The sequence below is a fragment of the Nocardioides caldifontis genome (assembly GCF_008087345.1).
GTDB classification, from domain to species: Bacteria; Actinomycetota; Actinomycetes; order Propionibacteriales; family Nocardioidaceae; genus Marmoricola_A; species Marmoricola_A caldifontis.
The window spans coordinates 418,009-437,674 of the sequence record NZ_VHIB01000008.1 but is presented as its reverse complement, the minus strand read 5'-3'; the positions used below and the strand labels follow the sequence as shown (position 1 = coordinate 437,674).

Below are 19,666 nucleotides of genomic sequence, written 5' to 3'. Positions count from 1 at the left end.
TCGCGGCGCTCGTAGAATCCCCTCATGCCTGACACTCCCGGTCTCGACGCGCGCCCGAGCTCTGACGGCGCTGCCCCCGGCGTGGACATCAAGCCGCGCTCCCGCGACGTGACGGACGGCCTCGAGCGGGCCGCCGCCCGGGGCATGCTCCGCGCCGTCGGGCTCGGCGACGAGGACTTCGCCAAGCCGCAGATCGGCGTGGCCTCGTCGTGGAACGAGATCACCCCGTGCAACCTCTCGCTCGACCGGCTCGCGAAGGCGGTCAAGAACGGCGTCCACGCGGCCGGCGGCTACCCGCTCGAGTTCGGCACGATCTCGGTGTCCGACGGCATCTCGATGGGCCACGAGGGGATGCACTTCTCCCTGGTCTCCCGTGAGGTGATCGCCGACTCCGTCGAGACCGTGATGATGGCCGAGCGGCTCGACGGCTCGGTGCTCCTCGCGGGCTGCGACAAGTCGCTGCCCGGGATGCTGATGGCCGCGGCGCGGCTCGACCTCGCGTCGGTCTTCCTGTACGCCGGCTCCACGATGCCCGGCCAGGTCGACGGCCAGGACGTCACGATCATCGACGCGTTCGAGGCCGTCGGCGCCTGCCTCGCCGGCCGGATCAGCCGCGAGGAGGTCGACCGCATCGAGCGCGCGATCTGCCCGGGCGAGGGCGCCTGCGGCGGGATGTACACCGCCAACACGATGGCGTCGGTCGCCGAGGCGATCGGCATGTCGCTTCCGGGCTCGGCGGCTCCGCCGGCCGTCGACCGCCGCCGCGACGGGTTCGCGCACCGCTCCGGTGCCGCCGTCGTCAACATGCTCCGCCAGGGGATCACGGCCCGACAGGTGATGACCAAGCCGGCGTTCGAGAACGCCATCGCCGTCGTCATGGCGCTCGGCGGCTCGACGAACGCGGTGCTCCACCTGCTCGCGATCGCGCGCGAGGCGGAGGTCGACCTCACCCTCGACGACTTCACCCGGATCGGCGCGAAGGTGCCGCACCTCGGTGACCTCAAGCCGTTCGGCCGCTACGTCATGAACGACGTCGACAAGATCGGCGGGATCCCCGTGGTCATGAAGCTGCTCCTCGACGCGGGGCTGCTGAACGGCGACACGCTCACGGTTACCGGCAAGACGATGGCCGAGAACCTCGAGGAGCTGAGCCCCCCGGCCGCCGACGGCGACATCATCCGGTCGCTCTCCGAGCCGATCCACCGCACCGGCGGGATCACCATCCTCAAGGGGTCGCTGGCCCCCGAGGGCGCGGTGGTGAAGAGCGCCGGCTTCGACGACGAGGTCTTCGAGGGACCGGCCCGGGTCTTCGACGGCGAGCGCGCCGCGATGGACGCCCTGGAGAAGGGCGAGATCCAGCACGGCGACGTCGTGGTGATCCGCTACGAGGGGCCCAAGGGCGGCCCGGGGATGCGCGAGATGCTCGCGATCACCGGCGCCATCAAGGGCGCGGGGCTCGGCAAGGACGTCCTGCTGATCACCGACGGCCGCTTCTCCGGCGGCACGACAGGGCTCTGCGTCGGCCACATCGCGCCCGAGGCGGTCGACGCCGGCCCCATCGCGTTCCTCCGCGACGGCGACCGCGTGCGGCTCGACGTGGCCAACGGGCTGCTCGACGTCGACGTCCCCGAGGACGAGCTGGCCGCCCGCAAGGAGGGCTGGGCGCCCCGGCCGCCGAAGTACGACCGCGGGGTGCTCGGCAAGTACGCCAAGGTCGTGCAGTCCGCGGCCCACGGCGCGGTCTGCGGCTGACGCCGTTGCTCGGCCGGAGGAGGCGCCGCGGCTGGAGCGTCGGCGGTGAGCTGGGTCCCGAGTGGTACCCGCTCCCCGTCGGCTCCGACCGCGACGACCTCCGCGCCGCCGTCGCGACGTTCCTCGCCGACGGTGCCCCGGCCGCGCTCGGTCGCCCGATGCCGGCCGACGAGGCGGGCCGCCTGGCCGCCGAGGTCACCGGGTGGTGCGACGTCGTGGAGGAGATGCCCGGCGTCGTCGACGCAGCCGTGCTGCGGACCGAGTTCGACGGGCCGGTCGAGGCGCTGCTGACGATGAGCCTGTCGGGGTGGCCGCGACGGAGGTCGTTGCAGGCCTGGGTGGAGGAGTACCTCGCCGGTGCCGCCGCCGAGGTCACGGAGGAGCAGCTCCCGGTGGGCCCTGCGCTCCGGGTGCACCAGGAGGGCGAGGTGGACCCCGACACGGGGGCGAGGATCGAGGCGGTGGGCCACCTCTTCCGCGCTCCCGACGGCGACGTGGTCTGGCACCAGCTCGCCTGGGAGGGGCAGGGGGACCACCGGTTCTGCGACACCGCCGACGCGCTGGCCGCGGGGTTGGTGTTCACTCGGGCCGACGGCTGAGGAGAGGCGCATGGGCAAGGTCCACGACCGGATCGACGAGCGGCTGCGGTCGTTCATCGCCGAGCAGCAGGTGTTCTTCGTGGGCACGGCGCCCGCCGGCTCCGACGGGCACGTCAACATCTCGCCCAAGGGGCTGGCAGACACCTTCACGGTGGTCGACGACCACACGGTCGCCTACCTCGACCTCACGGCCAGCGGCGCGGAGACGATCGCCCACGTGCGCGAGAACGGCCGGATCGTCCTGATGTTCTGCTCGTTCTCGCGGTCGCCCAACGTCGTACGGCTGCACGGACGGGGTCGCGTCGTCACGATCTACGACGAGGAGTACGCCGCGTGGGCGCCGCGGTTCCCCGACAACCCGGCCGCCCGCGCGGTGATCGTCGTGGACGTCACCCGGGTGTCGTCGTCGTGCGGCTACTCCCTGCCGCTCCTCGAGCCGGTGGGGGAGCGGGACATCCTCACCCCGAACATGGAGCGGCGCGGGCCGGACGGGGTCGTCGAGTACCGCCGCAAGAAGAACCGCACCAGCATCGACGGGCTCCCCGCCTTCGACGACGACCCGCTGCCCACCGGCTGAGCGTCGCCGACGGGAACTGGTAAGGAACGACAGGTTCGGGGCGGGCAGACGTGTCGTCCTCCACCAGTTGCGGTTACCGCCCAGGTGGCTGAGCCCTCAGCTCCCCCGCGGGGCTGCCGATGGGTGGGGCATGAGGTCCGCCACCGTCGCCGCGCCGCGTGCTGCGCTGCCCGGACCTTCGTCGGCTCCCGCGCTGCCGCACCTGGTGGGGCTCGTCGTCGTGCGGGGTGGCGGGGCCTCCGGTCGCCAGTGGCGGCTGCCCCGGCGCACGACCGCCACGGTCGGCCGACGGGAGCGACACGGGCTGGTCTTCCCGGCGCCGTGGGCGCCGGCCGAGCTGGCGTGCTTCACCGCCGTGCCCGACGGGTGGCTGGTCACCAACGCCTCGCGGGTGCGGATGCAGGTCGAGAACGACTGGGTGCAGGGCGGTGCGGCCACCTGGAAGCCGGGCGCGGTCGTGATGCTCCAGCGCGGGGAGCACCGGCTGCAGTGGAGCGGGCTGGACAAGCCGTTCGCGGTGTCGGTCAGCATCCGCAGCCGCCGGCTCGACGACCAGCGGATCGCCTACGCGGTCGACAGCACGATCGACTCGGGCGCCTCGGGGCTGCGCGACGCCCAGGGGATCGTGGACGCGCCCATGTCGGCGGCGCTCCGGTACCGGATGGCAGTGCTCTACCGGCACCTGCTGGAGGGGGAGCCCGAGCCACCGAACGTGCTGGCCCGGCGCGCGGAGTTCCTCGGCACCACCGAGGCGGAGCTCTTCGACGTCGCCAACCGCTACCGTCGGCGGCTCAACGCCTCGGGGGCGGACCTCCAGTCGTTGCTCGACCTGGGGGAGTTCCTGGTGCGCCACCCGGAAGGGCTGACCCGCTCGGACCTGGACCCCTGATCGTCCGGATCACGGGACCGGCGTACCATCAACTGAGACGCGGAGGGAACCGGCTTGACGCCGGGGAGCTCGGGAAGGGACCGTGGCACCATGCGTACCCAGGTACTCGTATCGACGCGACGCGCCGGCTGACACCAGCTGACAGCGCGCGCGTCACCCCTCGCTTGCCTCCGGGCTGCGGGGGTTTTTTGTTGGGCCGGAACGACACGGAAGTAGGCACCATGAGCGAGCAGCCCGCTGCTACGGAGTCGGTGACGGGGGCGCAGAGCCTCATCAAGTCGCTGGAGGCGGCCGGGGTCGAGCACGTCTTCGGGATCCCCGGCGGGGCGATCCTGCCGGCGTACGACCCCCTCTTCGACTCCGTCAAGCTCCGCCACATCCTCGTGCGCCACGAGCAGGGCGCGGGTCACGCCGCACAGGGGTACGCCGCGGCCACCGGCCGGGTCGGCGTCTGCATGGCGACCTCGGGCCCCGGCGCGACCAACCTGGTGACGCCGCTCGCCGACGCGCACATGGACTCGGTGCCGGTCGTCGCCGTCACCGGCCAGGTGGCCAGCGGCTCGATCGGGACCGACGCCTTCCAGGAGGCGGACATCCGCGGCATCACGATGCCGATCACCAAGCACAACTTCCTGGTCACCGACGCCGCGGACATCCCGCGCACGATCGCCGAGGCGTTCCACATCGCCTCCACCGGTCGCCCCGGTCCGGTGCTCGTCGACGTCTCCAAGGACGCCCTGCAGTCGCGGACGTCGTTCGCCTGGCCGAGCGAGCTGCACCTGCCCGGCTACCGCCCGGTGACCCGGCCGCACTCGAAGCAGGTGCGCGAGGCCGCGCGGCTGATCACCGAGTCCCGCAAGCCGGTGCTGTACGTCGGTGGCGGCGTGATCCGGGCCCGGGCCGCGAAGGAGCTCCGCACCCTCGCCGAGCTCACGGGCATCCCGGTCGTCACCACCCTGATGGCCCGCGGCGCCTTCCCCGACTCGCACCCGCAGCACCTCGGCATGCCGGGCATGCACGGCACGGTGGCGGCCGTCGGCGCCCTGCAGCGCAGCGACCTGATCATCAGCCTGGGGGCGCGGTTCGACGACCGGGTCACCGGCGCGCTCGACTCGTTCGCGCCGAACGCGAAGGTGATCCACGCCGACATCGACCCGGCCGAGATCGGCAAGAACCGCTTCGCCGACGTGCCGATCGTCGGCGACTGCCGCGAGGTGATCGCCGACCTCGTCGTCGCGCTCCAGGCCGAGCACGACGCAGGGCGCCAGGGCGACTACGAGGGCTGGGTGCACTACCTGGCGGGGGTGCGGAAGCGCTACCCGCTCGGCTACGACAAGCCCACCGACGGCTCGCTCGCCCCTCAGTACGTCCTCGAGCGGCTCGGCCACATCGCCGGTCCGGACTCCATCTACGTCGCCGGCGTCGGCCAGCACCAGATGTGGGCCAGCCAGTTCATCGGCTACGAGAAGCCGCAGACCTGGATCAACTCCGGCGGCCTCGGGACCATGGGGTTCGCGGTCCCGGCGGCGATGGGCGCGAAGGTGGGTCGCCCGGACACCACCGTGTGGGCGGTGGACGGCGACGGCTGCTTCCAGATGACCAACCAGGAGCTGGCCACCTGTGCGATCGAGGGGATCCCGGTCAAGATCGCGGTGATCAACAACGAGTCGCTCGGGATGGTCCGGCAGTGGCAGACGCTCTTCTACAACGAGCGCTACTCCAACACCGACCTGCAGTCGAAGCGCATCCCCGACTTCGTGAAGCTCGCGGACGCCTACGGCTGCGTCGGTCTCGCCTGCGAGTCGCCCGACGACGTCGACTCCACGATCCAGAAGGCGATGGAGATCAACGACGTCCCGGTGGTCGTCGACTTCCGGGTCAACCGCGACGCCATGGTGTGGCCGATGGTCGCCGCCGGCACCAGCAACGACGACATCAAGACCGCGCGGGACATGGCCCCGACGTGGGAGGACGACGACCTCGAGGGTGGGAAGTGAGATGAGCAAGCACACGCTCTCGGTCCTGGTGGAGAACAAGCCAGGCGTCCTCGCCCGGGTGGCCGGCCTCTTCAGCCGCCGCGGCTTCAACATCGACAGCCTCGCCGTCGGCCCGACCGAGCATCCCGAGGTCTCCCGCATGACGATCGTCGTCGACGTCGCGAGCTCGCCGCTGGAGCAGGTCACCAAGCAGCTCAACAAGCTCGTCGAGGTGATCAAGATCGTCGAGCTCGACCCGACCCAGTCGGTCAACCGCGAGCTGATGCTGGTGAAGGTGAAGGCCACCGCCAGCACGCGCGGGCAGGTCCTCGAGGTCGTCCAGCTCTTCCGCGCCAAGGTCGTCGACGTCGCCACCGACGCGATCACCATCCAGATCGTGGGCAACACCGACAAGCTCGCGGACTTCCTGACCATGGTGGAGCCGTACGGCGTCCGCGAGCTCGTGCAGTCGGGCATGGTCGCGATCGGTCGCGGCTCGCGGTCGATCAGCGAGCGCACCTTGAAGCCCGTGCCCGTCCCGGCGGCCCCGGCCGCCGGCTGACCCATCACAACCCCCGAGAAGAACCACACGAAGGAGAGCCCACCCGTGGCTGAGATGTTCTACGACGACGACGCCGACCTGTCGGTGGTGCAGGGCCGCCACGTGGCGATCCTGGGCTACGGCAGCCAGGGGCACGCGCACGCGCTGTCCCTCCGTGACAGCGGCGTCGACGTCCGCGTCGGTCTGCCGGAGGGCTCGAAGAGCCGCGCCAAGGCGGAGGCCGAGGGGCTCAAGGTGCTCACGCCGGCGGAGGCCTGCGAGGAGGCCGACCTGATCATGATCCTCGCGCCGGACCACGTGCAGCGGAACCTCTACAAGGAGGCTGTGGAGCCGAACCTCGTCCCCGGCGACGCGCTGTTCTTCGGCCACGGCTTCAACATCCGCTTCGGCTACATCACCCCGCCCGAGGGCGTCGACGTCTGCATGGTCGCTCCGAAGGGTCCCGGTCACCTGGTGCGCCGCGAGTTCGCCGAGGGCCGTGGTGTCCCGGTGCTGGTCGCGGTGGAGACCGACGCGTCCGGCAAGGCCTGGGACCTCGCGCTGTCCTACGCCAAGGGGATCGGCGGCCTGCGTGCCGGCGGCATCAAGACCACCTTCACCGAGGAGTGCGAGACCGACCTCTTCGGCGAGCAGGCCGTGCTCTGCGGCGGCGCCTCGCAGCTGGTGCAGTACGGCTTCGAGACCCTCGTCGAGGCGGGTTACCAGCCGGAGGTCGCCTACTTCGAGTGCCTCCACGAGCTGAAGCTGATCGTCGACCTGATGTACGAGGGCGGCATCGCCAAGCAGCGCTGGTCGGTCTCCGACACCGCGGAGTACGGCGACTACGTCTCCGGCCCCCGGGTGATCGACCCGCACGTGAAGGACAACATGAAGGCCGTCCTCGACGACATCAAGAACGGCTCCTTCGCCAAGCGGTTCATCGACGACCAGGACGCCGGTGCCCCGGAGTTCAAGGAGCTGCGTGCCAAGGGTGAGCAGCACCCGATCGAGGCCACCGGTCGCGAGCTCCGCAAGCTGATGTCGTGGGTGAAGAGCCACGACTCCGACTACACCGAGGGGACCGCCACCCGCGGCTGACCCCCCGCGAGCCGGCGCTCCTGCCACTCGCAGCACCTCGAGCCGGCGCTTCCTGCCGCAGGAAGCGCCGGCTCGGTCGGTCAGAAGCCGTGGGTCATGCCGCCGCCCTGCTGGTCCCACAGGGCCGCCTGCGCCTTGGCGTCGCGCCGGGCCTCGGTGACGGTCGTGGGGAAGTAGCCGCGGGAGTACGGCCGCATCAGCGCACCGACCTCGTAGTAGGGCAGCGGCCGCCCGTCGACCTTCACCGTCCGCACCTCCGGCTTCTCGCCCGCGGCGTGCCGGGCGGCGTCCTGCGTGCAGACCGGGACCTCGCGGGTGCCGTGGCCGGGCCGGGTCCAGAGCACGGTGGTCGAGGCCGGGCCGTGCTGCGGGTTGAAGAAGCACGGGGTGCGGCGTGCCGGCGGCTCGGTGCCCTCGACGCGCGCCACCACGCACGCCAGCGCGTAGCGGCCGATCGTGAGGGCGTCCACGACCCGGCTGAGCTCGTCGACGCTCTGCAGCCCGTCGGCCGCGCGGAGTGCCCGCTCGTACGCCTCGAGCGCCGTGCGGTAGTCGTGGCGCGCGTCCTCGTCGAGGTCGACGTCGCCGAGCCGCGCGTCCAGCCGCACCAGCTGCTCGCCGCCGCCAGCTCCTCGGCCTCCCGCCGCCGGGCTGCGCGGCGGTCGTCGACACGGTCACGGATCCGCGAGACCACGACGGCGCCGCCCGCCAGACCGCCCGCTGCGACCAGGAGCGTGTCGAGGAGCATGGCGTGCCCTTCCGTCGGGTCGGCCAGTGTAGGCCTGCACCTGCCGCCGGAGCGTCGCTTTCCCTGTGAAGATGCGACGACTCGGGACAGATCCGGCGTGAAGATGCGACGACTCGGCGGGAACGCGGTGTGGCGGGCGCCGGAACGGGTGATCCTGTCGGGAGGATCGTGGACGGGGGCGCCGCCATCCGGAGGGAAGGACCGCTCATGCCGTCGGAGCACGACTGGCCCGCCGTCGACACGTTGCTGGACCACTGGACGTCGTACCGCCCCGACTGGACCGGCGGTCGCGAGCGGCTGCTGTGGTACCTCACCTTCGAGGAGCGGCCCGAGGTCGCGGCCCGCGCGGCCGCCGCGGAGGAGGCGCTCGGCGCCTGCGCCCTCGACGTCGTGCCGGCACGGTGGTTGCACCTGACGCTCGCCGACGTCGGGTTCGTCGACACCGTCGACCCCACCGCGTTCCGGGCCGCAGGTGCCGATGTGCGCCGGGAGCTGGCGAGACGGCCGCAGGTGCACCTGTCGCTCGGCCCGATCGCGCTGATGGAGGACTCGGTGGTGCTGGTCGCCCAGCCGTACGACGACGTGGTCCGGCTCCGCGACGTCGTCCGCGAGGCGGGGGAGGCCCACGGCCTGCCGCTCGCCGACGCGGAGGAGGCGTTCCGCCCGCACGTGACGCTCGGCTACGCCAACACCGCGACCGACCAGGACCGGCTGGCGGCACTCGTCGCGGGGGAGCAGCTCCCGCCGGTCGAGGTCACCTGCGACCGGCTGCGGCAGGTGCAGGTCACGCGCGGGGAGGGGCACTACCGCTGGCACACGATGTCCGACCTGCCGCTCGGCGCCTACCGCTACGCGGGGTGAGCAGGGAACATCCGCACCGCGTGAACGGTTGAAGCGGACATGCTCATCGAGATCTGGTCCGACGTCGTCTGTCCGTGGTGCTACATCGGGAAGCGCCGCCTCGAGGAGGCGTTGACCTCCTTCGAGCACGCCGACGAGGTCGACGTCGTCTTCCGCTCCTTCGAGCTCGACCCGACCGCGCCGCAGGTCGGCACCGAGTCGGTCGCCGAGGCGCTCGGGCGCAAGTACGGCGGCGGGGTGGACGCCGTCCGCCCGATGATGGACCGCGTCGCCGTGATCGCCGCCGAGGTCGGGCTGGAGTTCGACTACGAGCACGCCACCCACACCAAGACCGTCGACGCCCACCGGCTGCTGCACGAGGCACTGGCGCAAGGAGGTCCGGCGCTCCAGCGCGAGCTGAAGGAGCGGCTGCTGGCGGCGTACTTCCTCCGCGGCCGCTCGATGGGGGACCACGAGGTGCTCCGTGAGGTCGCGGTCGGTGCCGGGCTCGATGCCGTCCGCGTCGACGCCGTCCTCGCCGGCGACGAGCACGTCGGCGCGGTGCGCGCGGACATCGACCAGGCCCGCGCGTACGGCGCGACCGGGGTGCCGTTCTTCGTGGTCGACCGGCGCTACGGCGTCTCCGGCGCCCAGCCGACCGGGGTCTTCTCCGAGCTGCTGCAGCGTGCCTGGGACGACAGCCACCCCGGGCTGCAGATGCTCGCGGACGGCACCGTCTGCGGCCCCGACGGCTGCGCGGTCTGAGACGGCAGCAGGTCCGGCGGCGGTGCCAGGGGTACAGTCTGGCGTCGGGCACAACGTCGTGCACGGTCGTCCGCGCACCCGCGGACCCCTGCCTGGCCGACCGTCACGGCCGACCGACACCACCTGAGGAACCAGAGTGAGCAAGCCCGTCGTACTCATCGCCGAAGAGCTGAGCCCCGCCACCATCGACGCGCTCGGCCCCGACTTCGAGGTCCGGCACGCCAACGGCGCCGACCGCGCCGAGCTCCTTCCGGCCCTGGGCGACGTCGACGCGGTGCTGGTCCGCTCCGCGACCAAGGTCGACGCCGAGGCGCTCGCTGCCGCCCCGCGGCTCAAGGTGGTCGCCCGCGCGGGCGTCGGCCTCGACAACGTCGACGTCAAGACCGCCACGCAGAACGGCGTGATGGTGGTCAACGCGCCGACCTCCAACATCGTCTCCGCCGCCGAGCTCGCCGTCGGGCTGATGCTCGCCGCCGCGCGCCACATCGCGCCCGCCAGCGCCGCCCTCCGCAACGGGGAGTGGAAGCGGAGCAAGTACACCGGCATCGAGCTCTACGAGAAGACCGTCGGCATCGTCGGCCTCGGCCGCATCGGCGTCCTCGTCGCCCAGCGGCTGAGCGCCTTCGGCATGAAGGTCATCGCCTACGACCCCTACGTGCAGGCGGGGCGCGCGGCGCAGATGGGGGTGCGGCTGGTCAGCCTCGACGAGCTGCTCGTCGAGTCCGACTTCATCTCCGTGCACCTGCCGAAGACCCCCGAGACCGTGGGGCTGATCGGCAAGGACGAGCTGGACAAGGTGAAGCCGTCGCTGGTGCTCGTCAACGCCGCCCGGGGCGGGATCGTCGACGAGCAGGCCCTCTACAACGCGCTCCGGGAGGGCCGCGTCGCCGCGGCCGGTGTCGACGTCTACGCCAAGGAGCCGTGCACCGACAGCCCGCTCTTCGAGCTGGACAACGTCGTCGCGACGCCGCACCTCGGCGCCTCCACCGACGAGGCGCAGGAGAAGGCGGGCATCGCGGTCGCGCGCTCGGTCCGCCTCGCCCTCAGCGGCGAGCTCGTCCCCGACGCGGTCAACGTGCAGGGCGGCGTGATCGCCGAGGACGTCCGCCCCGGCATCCCGCTCACCGAGAAGCTGGGGCGCATCTTCACCGCGCTCGCCGGCGAGGTCGCGCAGCAGGTCGACGTCGAGGTCCGCGGCGAGATCACGCAGTACGACGTCAAGGTGCTCGAGCTCGCCGCGCTGAAGGGGATCTTCGCCGACATCGTCGAGGAGTCGGTCTCCTACGTGAACGCCCCGCTCCTCGCCGCCGAGCGAGGGGTCGCCGTCCGGCTGGTGACCGAGCCCGAGAGCCCCGACCACCGCAACCTGATCACGATCCGGGGCACCCTCGCCGACGGCAGCCAGGTCTCCTGCAGCGGCACGCTGATCGGCATCGCGCAGCGCGAGCGGCTCGTCGAGGTCGACGGCTACCCGGTCGACGTCGAGCCGACCGAGCACCTGGCGTTCCTCCGCTACGAGGACCGCCCCGGCATGGTCGGCACGGTCGGGCAGCTGCTCGGCCGGGCCCATGTCAACATCGCGGGGATGCAGGTCTGCCGCGACCACCAGGGCGGCCACGCCCTCGTCGCGCTGTCGGTCGACGACGCGATCCCGCACGAGACCCTCGAGGAGATCCGGCGCGCGATCGACGCGGTGTCGGTGCGGGCGGTCGACCTGTCGGAATGATGCGGGTGACCGGGCCGCTCAGGTGACGAGCGCCGGCACACGCCGTCTGGTCGTGCGCCGGGGGAGCCCCTCCTCCCACGCCCTCGCGAGCCGGTCGACGGCGTCGGCGAGCGCGGTCGGGGACTGGCTGTAGGGCAGCCGCACGCGCCGCTCCAGCCCGCCCTCCGGCGCGAACAGCGGCCCGGCGGCGAGCTGCACGCCATGGTCCGCCGCGGCCTGCGTGAGCGCCGAGGAGACCGGGCGCGGCAGCTCGCACCAGAGGCTGAGCCCACCCGCCGGCACCTGGAACCGCCAGTCCGGCAGCTTCGCCGCCAGGGCGGCCACCAGCGCCGCGCGCGACTCCCGCAGCCGGCGCCGCTTGAGCTCCAGCACCTCCTCGCGCCGCTGCATCAGGTTCAAGAGCACGAGCTGCTCGAGCACCGGTGCCCCGAGGTCCAGGGTGAGCCGCGCCGAGACGAGCGCGGCCATCCGGCGCTCGGGGGCGCGGACCCAGCCGATGCGCAGCCCGCCCCAGAACGCCTTGCTGGCCGAGCCGATGCTGATCGCGTCGGGGAGGTGCGCTGCGAACGGCAGCGGCGTCACGACCTCGTCGATGGCGATCTCGACCATCGTCTCGTCGACGACCGTGAGGGTGCGTGCCCGGCGCAGCGCGGTCGCGAGCGCGGCCCGTTCGTCGTCGTCCATGAGCTGGCCGGTCGGGTTGTGGAAGTCCGGCATCAGGTACGCCGCCGCCGGCCGCACCTGGCGCACCGCGTCGAGGACGCTCGAGGTGGCCCAACCCCGCTGCTCGACGTCGGCCCCGAAGAGCCGTGCGCCGGCGTCGCGGAGTGCAGCGAGCACGTTGGGGTAGGACGGGCTCTCCGTGAGCACACGGTCGCCGCGGTCCACGAAGGCCCGCACCACCACGGCCATCGCGGCGAGCGCCCCGGACGTCACCAGCACCTGCTCGGGCTCGGTGGGCAGCCCCCGCTCGGCGTACCGCCGGGCGATCGCCTGCCGCAGCAACGGCAGCCCCGACGGGTAGTAGCCGGTGAGCGGGAGGTGCGCGGGAAGCTCGGCGAGCGCAGCCTCGTAGGCCTGCATGATCCCCGGCGGTGCGGTGGGGGAGGCGCAGGTGAGGTCGATGCGGCCGGGTGGCGCCTCGGGGTTGAGCAGCAGGTCGCCGACGTGCGCCGACGACGGCAGCTGGGTGACGCTCCCGGAGCCCTGGCGGGAGACCAGGTGGCCGCTCTCGCGGAGCAGCGAGTAGGCCCTCGTGACCGTGGTGCGGCTGACGCCGAGCTTCGTGGTCAGCTCCCGCTCGCTCGGCAGCCGCGTCTCGGGAGGGATGCGGCCGTCGGCGATGAGGATCCGCAGCGCCTCCGCGATCCCGAGGTACGCCGGCGCGCGGTCGACGGCCCCGCCGATCAGCATGGCGGTGCGCTCGGCGGTGATCCGTCTGTCCATGAGGCCACTGTTCCACGATTGGCTATTTCGCACCAGGCCACTTGATGGCCAGAGTGGCCTGCATGAACGAGCTGGCCAACCTCTCCGCCCTCGAGCAGCTGCGCGCCCCCCGGCTGCCGCGCCGCCTCGCCCAGCTGATGCTGGGGCTGGTGCTCTACGGCGCCAGCATGGCGATGATGCTCCGCTCGCACCTCGGGCTCGACCCGTGGGACGTGCTCCACGAGGGGCTGGCCCACTGGCTGCCGCTCTCCTTCGGCGCGATCGTCATCGTCGTCGGGCTGGCCGTGCTGCTGCTCTGGATCCCGCTCCGTCAGCGGCCCGGGCTCGGCACGATCGCGAACGCGCTCGTCATCGGTGTGGCCACCGACCTGACGCTCGCGGTGCTGCAGACGCCCGGCTCGACGGCCGGCCGCGCCGCGCTCCTGGTGGGCGGCATCGTCCTCAACGGACTGGCCGGCGCGCTCTACATCGGCGCACAGCTCGGCCCCGGCCCGCGCGACGGGCTGATGACCGGGCTGGTGCGCCGCACCGGTCGCAGCGTGCGGCTGGTCCGCACGACGCTCGAGGTCGTGGTCCTCGTCACCGGCTTCCTGCTCGGCGGGACCGTGGGGGTCGGCACGGTGCTCTACGCGGTCTCGATCGGCCCCCTGGTGCAGCTGTTCCTGCCCCGGGCGGTCGTGCGGCTCGAGCCGCGGCCGCCGGCCCAGGACGTGTACGACGCGTGGTTCCTGGTCCACCGCCCGGTGGGGCACGGCGCCTTCCGCCCCTCGTGGTGAACGTCCGGCCTCAGCGCTTGCTCGCGATGAGCACGGCGGTGTCGGAGGCGACCATCACCTCGACGGTGGTGAACCGTTCGTCGGTCAGCCACTCCTCGCGCAGGGTGTCCACGCGGCCGCCGTACACCGGGGGCCACGACTCGCAGGGCGTGAAGTCGTCGAGCACGACGAGGCCGCCGGGCTCGACCAGGTCGACGACCGCGTCGGGGCCGCTGTCCTTCGGCTCGCGGGCGTCGAGGAAGAGCAGCGCGAACGGGCCGCGGTCGCGCAGCGTCGACCAGTCCGCGGCGACCACCTCGACCTGGTCGTCGTCGACGAAGATCTCCGCCGCGGCCCCGGCGAGCTTGGAGTCGAGCTCCGCGCTGACGATGCGGGAGCAGTCGCGGATGCCGCTGCGCAGCCACGCCGTGCCGACGCCGGTGCCGGTGCCGAACTCGGCGAGCGTGCCGCCGCGCGAGGCCGCCAGGGTGGCGAGCAGCCGGCCGGTCTCGTTGCGGCAGAAGGACACGAACCCGCGTCGCCGCGAGACGTCGAAGGCCCGGCGGACGACGTCGGGTACCTCGGGTGGCGCGCTCATGACCCGATCCTCGCCCACGGGCGGCTCTGGGTCCGGATGGCGAGTGGCGCGTCCATCATGTGAGAAAGGGTGCGAAAGGTCGTGCGCTCCGCGCAAGGGCGCTCCTACAGTTGGTCGCACCATGTCGTGCTTCTTCCTCGTAGCCATCCGCCGCCGCGGCGAGGCCCACCTCTCGTAGGGCCACCTCGCCGCGGTGTACGCGTTGTCGGCCCTGCGACCCCGTGGCGAACGAAGAAGCAACCACTCGAGGACCGCTCGGTCCGCTTCCGCCACGGTCCACGGAACGACAGCGAACGAGGACCAGGACGATGTACGACTTCTACCCCGAGTGGGGCCCCGCCCGGCACCGTGAGGACGACGAGCCGCGCGCCGTGCGGCGCCCCCGCTACTGGCAGCCGACCCCGCCCGCGATGGCGATGGCCGGGGCACCCGAGCAGCGAGACGCCGACGGAGAGCGGCCGGACGACAACTAGGCTCCGGCCCCATGACCGCGTCCCCGCAGCCCCAGTCCCTCCGGCTCGCCGTCGTCCCCGGCGACGGCATCGGCCAGGAGGTCACCACCGAGGCCCTCAAGGTGCTCTCGGCCGTGACCCCGTCCACGGTGAAGGTCGAGACCAACCGTTACGACCTGGGTGCCGAGCGCTACCTCGCGACCGGCGAGGTGCTCCCTGACTCCGTGCTCGCCGAGATCCGGCAGCACGACGCGATCCTGCTCGGCGCGGTGGGCGGGAAGCCGGGCGACCCGAACCTCCCGCCGGGGCTGCTCGAGCGCGGGCTCCTGCTGCGGCTCCGCTTCGACCTCGACCACTACGTCAACCTCCGGCCCTCCCGGATCTACCCGGGCGTGCCCTCGCCGCTCGCCGACCCGGGCGAGGTGGACTTCGTCGTCGTCCGTGAGGGCACCGAGGGCCCCTACACCGGCAACGGCGGCACCGTGCGCGCCGGCACGCCCCACGAGGTGGCCACCGAGGTCAGCCTCAACACCGCCTTCGGGGTCGAGCGGGTCGTGCGCGACGCGTTCGCCCGCGCCCGGCGCCGACCGCGCAAGAAGCTCACGCTGGTCCACAAGACCAACGTGCTCGTGCACGCGGGCGCGGTGTGGACCCGGGTCGTGGGCGAGGTGGCGAAGGAGTTCCCCGACGTCACCGTCGACTACCTGCACGTGGACGCGACGATGATCTTCCTGGCGACCGACCCGGCGCGGTTCGACGTGATCGTCACCGACAACCTGTTCGGCGACATCATCACCGACCTCGCCGCCGCCGTCACCGGAGGCATCGGCCTCGCGGCCAGCGGCAACGTCAACCCCGACCGCACCACGCCGAGCATGTTCGAGCCGGTGCACGGCTCCGCGCCGGACATCGCCGGGCAGCAGAAGGCCGACCCGACCGCGGCGATCCTCTCGGCCGCGCTGATGCTCGACCACCTCGGGCTCGAGGACGCGGCCCGGCGCGTGGAGGAGGCGGTCGTCGCCGACCTCGCCGAGCGCGGGCCCGAGCCCCGGCGTACCTCGGAGGTCGGCGACGCGATCGCGGCGCGAGTAGCCGGCTGACGGCTCCTCACCGGGAGCCGCCGTCCGCCCCTCCCGACGACCGACGAAAGAAGTACCGTGCAGCCATGAGCGCGCTCGACATCGCGGTGCACCGCAGCAACGACCTCGTCAGTGACGACCGGCTCGCCGAGATCCTGGCGGCCCCGGGCTTCGGCACCCACTTCACCGACCACATGCTCACCGCGGAGTGGACCCCCGAGCGTGGGTGGCACGACGCCCGGATCACGGCGTACGGCCCGCTGTCGCTCGACCCGGCGACCGCGGTGCTGCACTACGCGCAGGAGATCTTCGAGGGGCTCAAGGCCTACCGGCACGCCGACGGCTCGGTGTGGACCTTCCGGCCGGAGATGAACGGCGAGCGGCTCGCGCGCTCCGCTCGCCGGCTGGCGCTGCCGCAGCTGCCGGTCGAGGACTTCGTCGCCACCGTCGACGAGCTGGTGAAGGTCGACGAGCGGTGGGTGCCCGGCGCCGAGGGCGAGATGAGCCTCTACCTGCGGCCGTTCATGTTCGCCTCGGAGAAGTTCCTCGGGGTGCGGCCGTCGAAGCACGTGACCTACATGGTGATCGCGTCGCCGGCCGGGGCGTACTTCGCGCGCGGCATCAAGCCCGTCTCGATCCTGGTGAGCGAGCACTACACCCGTGCCGCGACCGGCGGGATGGGTGCGGCGAAGACCGGCGGCAACTACGCCGCGTCGCTCGCGCCGCAGCAGGAGGCGATCGACCACGGCTACGACCAGGTGGTCTTCCTCGACGCCCTCGAGCGGAAGTACGTCGAGGAGCTCGGCGGCATGAACCTCTACTTCGTGCACGACGACGGCACGATCGTCACCCCCGAGCTCACCGGCACGATCCTCGAGGGCGTCACCCGCGGCTCGATCATCGAGCTCGCCGGGGTGCTCGGCCACAAGGTCGAGGAGCGGCGGTTCTCCATCGACGAGTGGCGCGACGGCGTGACGTCCGGACGGATCACCGAGGTCTTCGCCTGCGGCACGGCGGCGGTCATCACCCCGATCGGCCGGCTGGTCTGGAGCGACGGCGAGGTCGACTGCTCCGTCGACGGCGACGCCGGCCCGGTGACCCAGCGGATCCGCCAGGGGCTGGTGGACATCCAGTACGGCCGCGCCGAGGACACCTTCGGCTGGCTGCACCGCGTCCTCTGACGCCCCGGCGCGGTTGACGCGCACGAGCCCCGGGCTCGACGGTTGCTCCGTGATCATCCGGCGCGAGCTCCCCGCGGACGTCGCTGCGATCCGCGCCGTCACGGCCGAGGCGTTCCGCGACGCGCCGCACAGCGCCCCGCCCGTCGAGGAGGACGGGGTGCCGGGGGAGGCGACGCTCGTGTCCTGGTTGCGCGACGACGAGGGATGGATCCCCGCGCTGTCGCTCGTCGCGGTCGAGGAGGACGTGGTGGTCGGCCACGTCGTCGCCACTCGCGCGTGGGTCGGGGACGAGCCCGCACTGGGGCTGGGGCCGGTGAGCGTCACGCCGCGGCGGCAGGGCGCGGGGACCGGCACCGCGTTGATGCACGCCGTGCTCGGTGCCGCCGACGCGCTGGAGGAGTCGCTGGTCGGCTTGGTGGGTGAGCCGGCCTTCTACCGGCGCTTCGGCTTCGTCCCGGCGGCGTCGTTGCAGATCACCGCCCCGGACCCGGCGTGGGGCGACTACTTCCAGGTCCGGCCGCTCACCGCCTGGTCGGGGACGTCCGGCCCGTTCCGCTACGCCGCACCGTTCGACGCGTTCTGACGGCAGGATGCGCCGGCTCGCGGGAGGCGGCGCGTTACCGTGACGGGGTGACCTCGACTCCCGCTGACCGGACCGGACCGGGACCGCGCACCATCGGTCGCTACCGCCTCCTGGTCCCGATCGGCGAGGGCGGCATGGGGGTCGTCCACCTCGCCGAGGACCACGAGGGGCGCCGGGTGGCGCTCAAGGTGCTGCGTCCGCAGGTGGTCGGCGACGAGGAGGGGCGCCGCCGCCTCGAGCGCGAGGTCGCATCGCTGCGCCACGTGCAGAGCCCGCACGTCGCCGAGGTCCTCGACGCCGATCCGTGGGGCGAGCACCCCTACGTGGTGACGCGGTACGTCCCCGGCCACTCCCTCCACGAGACCGTCGAGCGCGACGGGCCGCTGCGGCTCGCGGACCTGCTTCACACCGGCCGCCGGCTGCTCGAGGCGGTCCGCGACGTGCACGCCGCCGGGGTGCTGCACCGCGACCTCAAGCCCACGAACGTGGTGATGGAGGGCCGCTCGCCGATCCTCATCGACTTCGGGCTCGCCCGGCTGGCCGAGGACCCGCGGCTCACGATGGCCGGCACCGTGCTCGGGACGCCCGGTTACCTCGCCCCCGAGGTGCTGTACGGCGACCACGCGACCGCGGCCACCGACGTGCACGGCTGGGCTGCCACCACGGCGTACGCCGCGACCGGGCGGCCGCCCTACGGCCGAGGCCACACGATGGCGATCCTCGACCGGACGCGTCGCGGCCAGGCCGACCTGCGGGACGTGCCCGTCGAGCTCCGCGCGCTGCTCGCCGACTGCCTCGCCACCGAGCCGCTCGACCGACCCACCGTCGCCGAGGCCGTCCAGGAGCTCGAGGCGCTCGCCGAGGAGCTGACCGAGGCGGAGCTCCCGACCTCGCTGCTCGCCACCGTCCCGCCGCCGGTCGCGCCCGACCTCACGATGCCCTGGCAGACCGTCGCCCGGGAGGAGCCGGCCAGCGAGGTCGTCGCCGACGCGCCGCAGCCCGCCCCGGCCGACCGCACCGGCGTGCTCCCCGCGGCGCCGACGGGGCTGGCCGCGGACCCCACCTCCATCGCCCCCACGCCGACGCCGACCACCGTGACGCCGACGACGATCGCCCCGACGCCGTCGCCCACGTCCCGGTTCCCGGCCGCCCCGGCCGGTGCGCCGGCGTACCGCACGGGAGCCCAGCCTGGGCAGGGGTTCCCACCGCCGCCCTACGCGTCGCCGGGGCAGTACGCCAGGCCCTACCCGGGTCAGCACCCGGGCCAGCAGCCCGTCCAGCACCCGGGCCAGCACCCGGGCCAGCAGCCCGTCCAGCACGCCGGACCGCAGCAGGCCCCGTTCCCCGGCCAGCCGAACGGCCACCGGCCACCGGCCCAGCCGTACCCCTACGCCCAGCACCCGGCCGCCCAGCCCGCCGCAGGGGAGCGGCTCGACGCCCCGGGCCGGCTCCGCCGCGCGCTGCTCATGGGCGCGCTCACGGTCGGAGTGGTCGCGGCCTACCGGCTCGCTCCCTACGTCACCTACCTCCTCCTGCTCGTCCTCGTCGCCGGGCTCCGCGGCCTCGCCAGGACCCAGGAGTCGCTCTGGCGCCGCCGGGTCTTCCGCGGCCGCCGGTGGAGCGACGCCCCGCGCGGGGTCGCGACGTTCCCGTGGCACACGGTGCTGATGGCGACCGCCTCGGTCCTCAACCTGCTGACCGCCGCGGTCGCGACCGCCTTCACCGTCGCGCTCCTGGTCGTCGGCGGGATGGCGGGACGGGACGCCCTCTGGGTCGGCGGTGTGGTGACGGTACTCGCGGTCTGGTGCGGCCCGGGGTCGCGCCGGCTCCGGCGCCCGGTCGGCCAGGGCGCGACGGCGCTGGCCCGGCACGCCCCGGTCGGGTGGGGCGCGGCGGTGCTCGCGGTGGCCGTGGCCGCCGGGCTGGTCGTCTCCGCCGCCGGCGGCGGCGTGGAGTGGTGGCCCACCGACGCAGCACCGTGGTCACAGCTGCGCGGCGCCCTGCCGGGGCCGCTCCAGGGCCGGATCTGACCCCGATCCCCGAGACGCGGTCACGGACCGC

At 73.0% G+C, this 19,666-nt stretch carries 19 protein-coding genes; 16 read left to right on the top strand and 3 right to left on the bottom strand.

Features of this window, described 5'->3' with window-relative positions; all coding sequences use genetic code 11:
- Positions 1-24 precede the first annotated feature (24 nt).
- The 7 genes from ilvD (at position 25) to ilvC (ending at position 7,432) form a co-directional block, all read left to right on the top strand.
- The gene (gene ilvD / locus FIP57_RS16365) at positions 25-1,752 is read left to right on the top strand and encodes a dihydroxy-acid dehydratase (protein ID WP_148574580.1); all 1,728 of its coding nucleotides are present in this window, start codon (positions 25-27) and stop codon (positions 1,750-1,752) included.
- 5 nt (positions 1,753-1,757) lie between these two features.
- A complete protein-coding gene (locus FIP57_RS23315) occupies positions 1,758-2,351 on the top strand; it encodes a hypothetical protein (protein WP_162529834.1) in 594 nt (197 codons plus the stop codon).
- A 10-nt stretch (positions 2,352-2,361) separates the two neighbouring features.
- Entirely contained in the window at positions 2,362-2,928 is a 567-nt protein-coding gene (locus FIP57_RS16355; RefSeq protein WP_148574579.1) for a pyridoxamine 5'-phosphate oxidase family protein, read from the top strand.
- Between the two features lie 130 nt (positions 2,929-3,058).
- On the top strand, positions 3,059-3,817 hold the full coding sequence (locus FIP57_RS16350) for a hypothetical protein (protein WP_148574578.1): 759 nt from the start codon (positions 3,059-3,061) through the stop codon (positions 3,815-3,817).
- Between the two features lie 221 nt (positions 3,818-4,038).
- Positions 4,039-5,814 (top strand): acetolactate synthase large subunit, encoded by a 1,776-nt coding sequence (locus FIP57_RS16345; protein ID WP_148574577.1) that lies wholly within the window; start codon positions 4,039-4,041, stop codon positions 5,812-5,814.
- A 1-nt stretch (position 5,815) separates the two neighbouring features.
- Positions 5,816-6,355 (top strand): acetolactate synthase small subunit, encoded by a 540-nt coding sequence (gene ilvN, locus FIP57_RS16340; RefSeq protein WP_148574576.1) that lies wholly within the window; start codon positions 5,816-5,818, stop codon positions 6,353-6,355.
- A gap of 45 nt (positions 6,356-6,400) precedes the next feature.
- Complete coding sequence (gene ilvC / locus FIP57_RS16335) at positions 6,401-7,432, top strand: ketol-acid reductoisomerase (RefSeq protein WP_148574575.1); 1,032 nt, start codon at positions 6,401-6,403, stop codon at positions 7,430-7,432.
- 80 nt (positions 7,433-7,512) lie between these two features.
- Here ilvC and FIP57_RS16330 read toward each other — a convergent pair whose 3' ends face one another.
- Positions 7,513-8,040, bottom strand: a complete 528-nt coding sequence (locus FIP57_RS16330) for a hypothetical protein (protein WP_148574574.1) — start codon at positions 8,038-8,040, stop codon at positions 7,513-7,515.
- A 347-nt stretch (positions 8,041-8,387) separates the two neighbouring features.
- On the opposite strand from FIP57_RS16330, the gene FIP57_RS16325 reads away from it, so the two are divergent.
- The 3 genes from FIP57_RS16325 to serA all read left to right on the top strand — a co-directional run bounded on the left by FIP57_RS16325 (position 8,388) and on the right by serA (position 11,511).
- Positions 8,388-9,041 carry a 2'-5' RNA ligase family protein gene (locus FIP57_RS16325; protein WP_148574573.1) on the top strand — a complete coding sequence of 218 codons (654 nt, stop codon included), beginning with the start codon at positions 8,388-8,390 and terminating at the stop codon, positions 9,039-9,041.
- Between the two features lie 39 nt (positions 9,042-9,080).
- Complete coding sequence (locus tag FIP57_RS16320; RefSeq protein WP_148574572.1) at positions 9,081-9,785, top strand: DsbA family oxidoreductase; 705 nt, start codon at positions 9,081-9,083, stop codon at positions 9,783-9,785.
- Positions 9,786-9,921: 136 nt separating this feature from the next.
- Positions 9,922-11,511 (top strand): phosphoglycerate dehydrogenase, encoded by a 1,590-nt coding sequence (gene serA / locus FIP57_RS16315; RefSeq protein WP_148574571.1) that lies wholly within the window; start codon positions 9,922-9,924, stop codon positions 11,509-11,511.
- 18 nt (positions 11,512-11,529) lie between these two features.
- On the opposite strand, the gene yczR is transcribed toward serA, so the two are convergent.
- Positions 11,530-12,957, bottom strand: a complete 1,428-nt coding sequence (yczR, locus tag FIP57_RS16310; protein ID WP_148574570.1) for a MocR-like transcription factor YczR — start codon at positions 12,955-12,957, stop codon at positions 11,530-11,532.
- A 62-nt stretch (positions 12,958-13,019) separates the two neighbouring features.
- Here yczR and yczE point away from each other — a divergent pair, with 62 nt between their 5' ends.
- The gene (gene yczE / locus FIP57_RS16305; RefSeq protein WP_238993520.1) at positions 13,020-13,733 is read left to right on the top strand and encodes a membrane protein YczE; all 714 of its coding nucleotides are present in this window, start codon (positions 13,020-13,022) and stop codon (positions 13,731-13,733) included.
- A gap of 10 nt (positions 13,734-13,743) precedes the next feature.
- On the opposite strand, the gene FIP57_RS16300 is transcribed toward yczE, so the two are convergent.
- Positions 13,744-14,310: an O-methyltransferase gene (locus FIP57_RS16300; protein WP_148574569.1), complete on the bottom strand. Its 567-nt coding sequence runs from the start codon at positions 14,308-14,310 to the stop codon at positions 13,744-13,746.
- A gap of 308 nt (positions 14,311-14,618) precedes the next feature.
- Here FIP57_RS16300 and FIP57_RS23310 point away from each other — a divergent pair, with 308 nt between their 5' ends.
- From FIP57_RS23310 to FIP57_RS16280, 5 genes are all read left to right on the top strand, one after another.
- Positions 14,619-14,783: a hypothetical protein gene (locus FIP57_RS23310; RefSeq protein ID WP_162529833.1), complete on the top strand. Its 165-nt coding sequence runs from the start codon at positions 14,619-14,621 to the stop codon at positions 14,781-14,783.
- An 11-nt stretch (positions 14,784-14,794) separates the two neighbouring features.
- Positions 14,795-15,862 (top strand): 3-isopropylmalate dehydrogenase, encoded by a 1,068-nt coding sequence (locus FIP57_RS16295; RefSeq protein WP_148574568.1) that lies wholly within the window; start codon positions 14,795-14,797, stop codon positions 15,860-15,862.
- A gap of 65 nt (positions 15,863-15,927) precedes the next feature.
- On the top strand, positions 15,928-17,022 hold the full coding sequence (locus FIP57_RS16290) for a branched-chain amino acid aminotransferase (RefSeq protein WP_148574567.1): 1,095 nt from the start codon (positions 15,928-15,930) through the stop codon (positions 17,020-17,022).
- A 49-nt stretch (positions 17,023-17,071) separates the two neighbouring features.
- A complete protein-coding gene (locus FIP57_RS16285; RefSeq protein WP_148574566.1) occupies positions 17,072-17,605 on the top strand; it encodes a GNAT family N-acetyltransferase in 534 nt (177 codons plus the stop codon).
- A gap of 47 nt (positions 17,606-17,652) precedes the next feature.
- A complete protein-coding gene (locus FIP57_RS16280; protein WP_148574565.1) occupies positions 17,653-19,635 on the top strand; it encodes a serine/threonine-protein kinase in 1,983 nt (660 codons plus the stop codon).
- Positions 19,636-19,666: the final 31 nt, after the last annotated feature.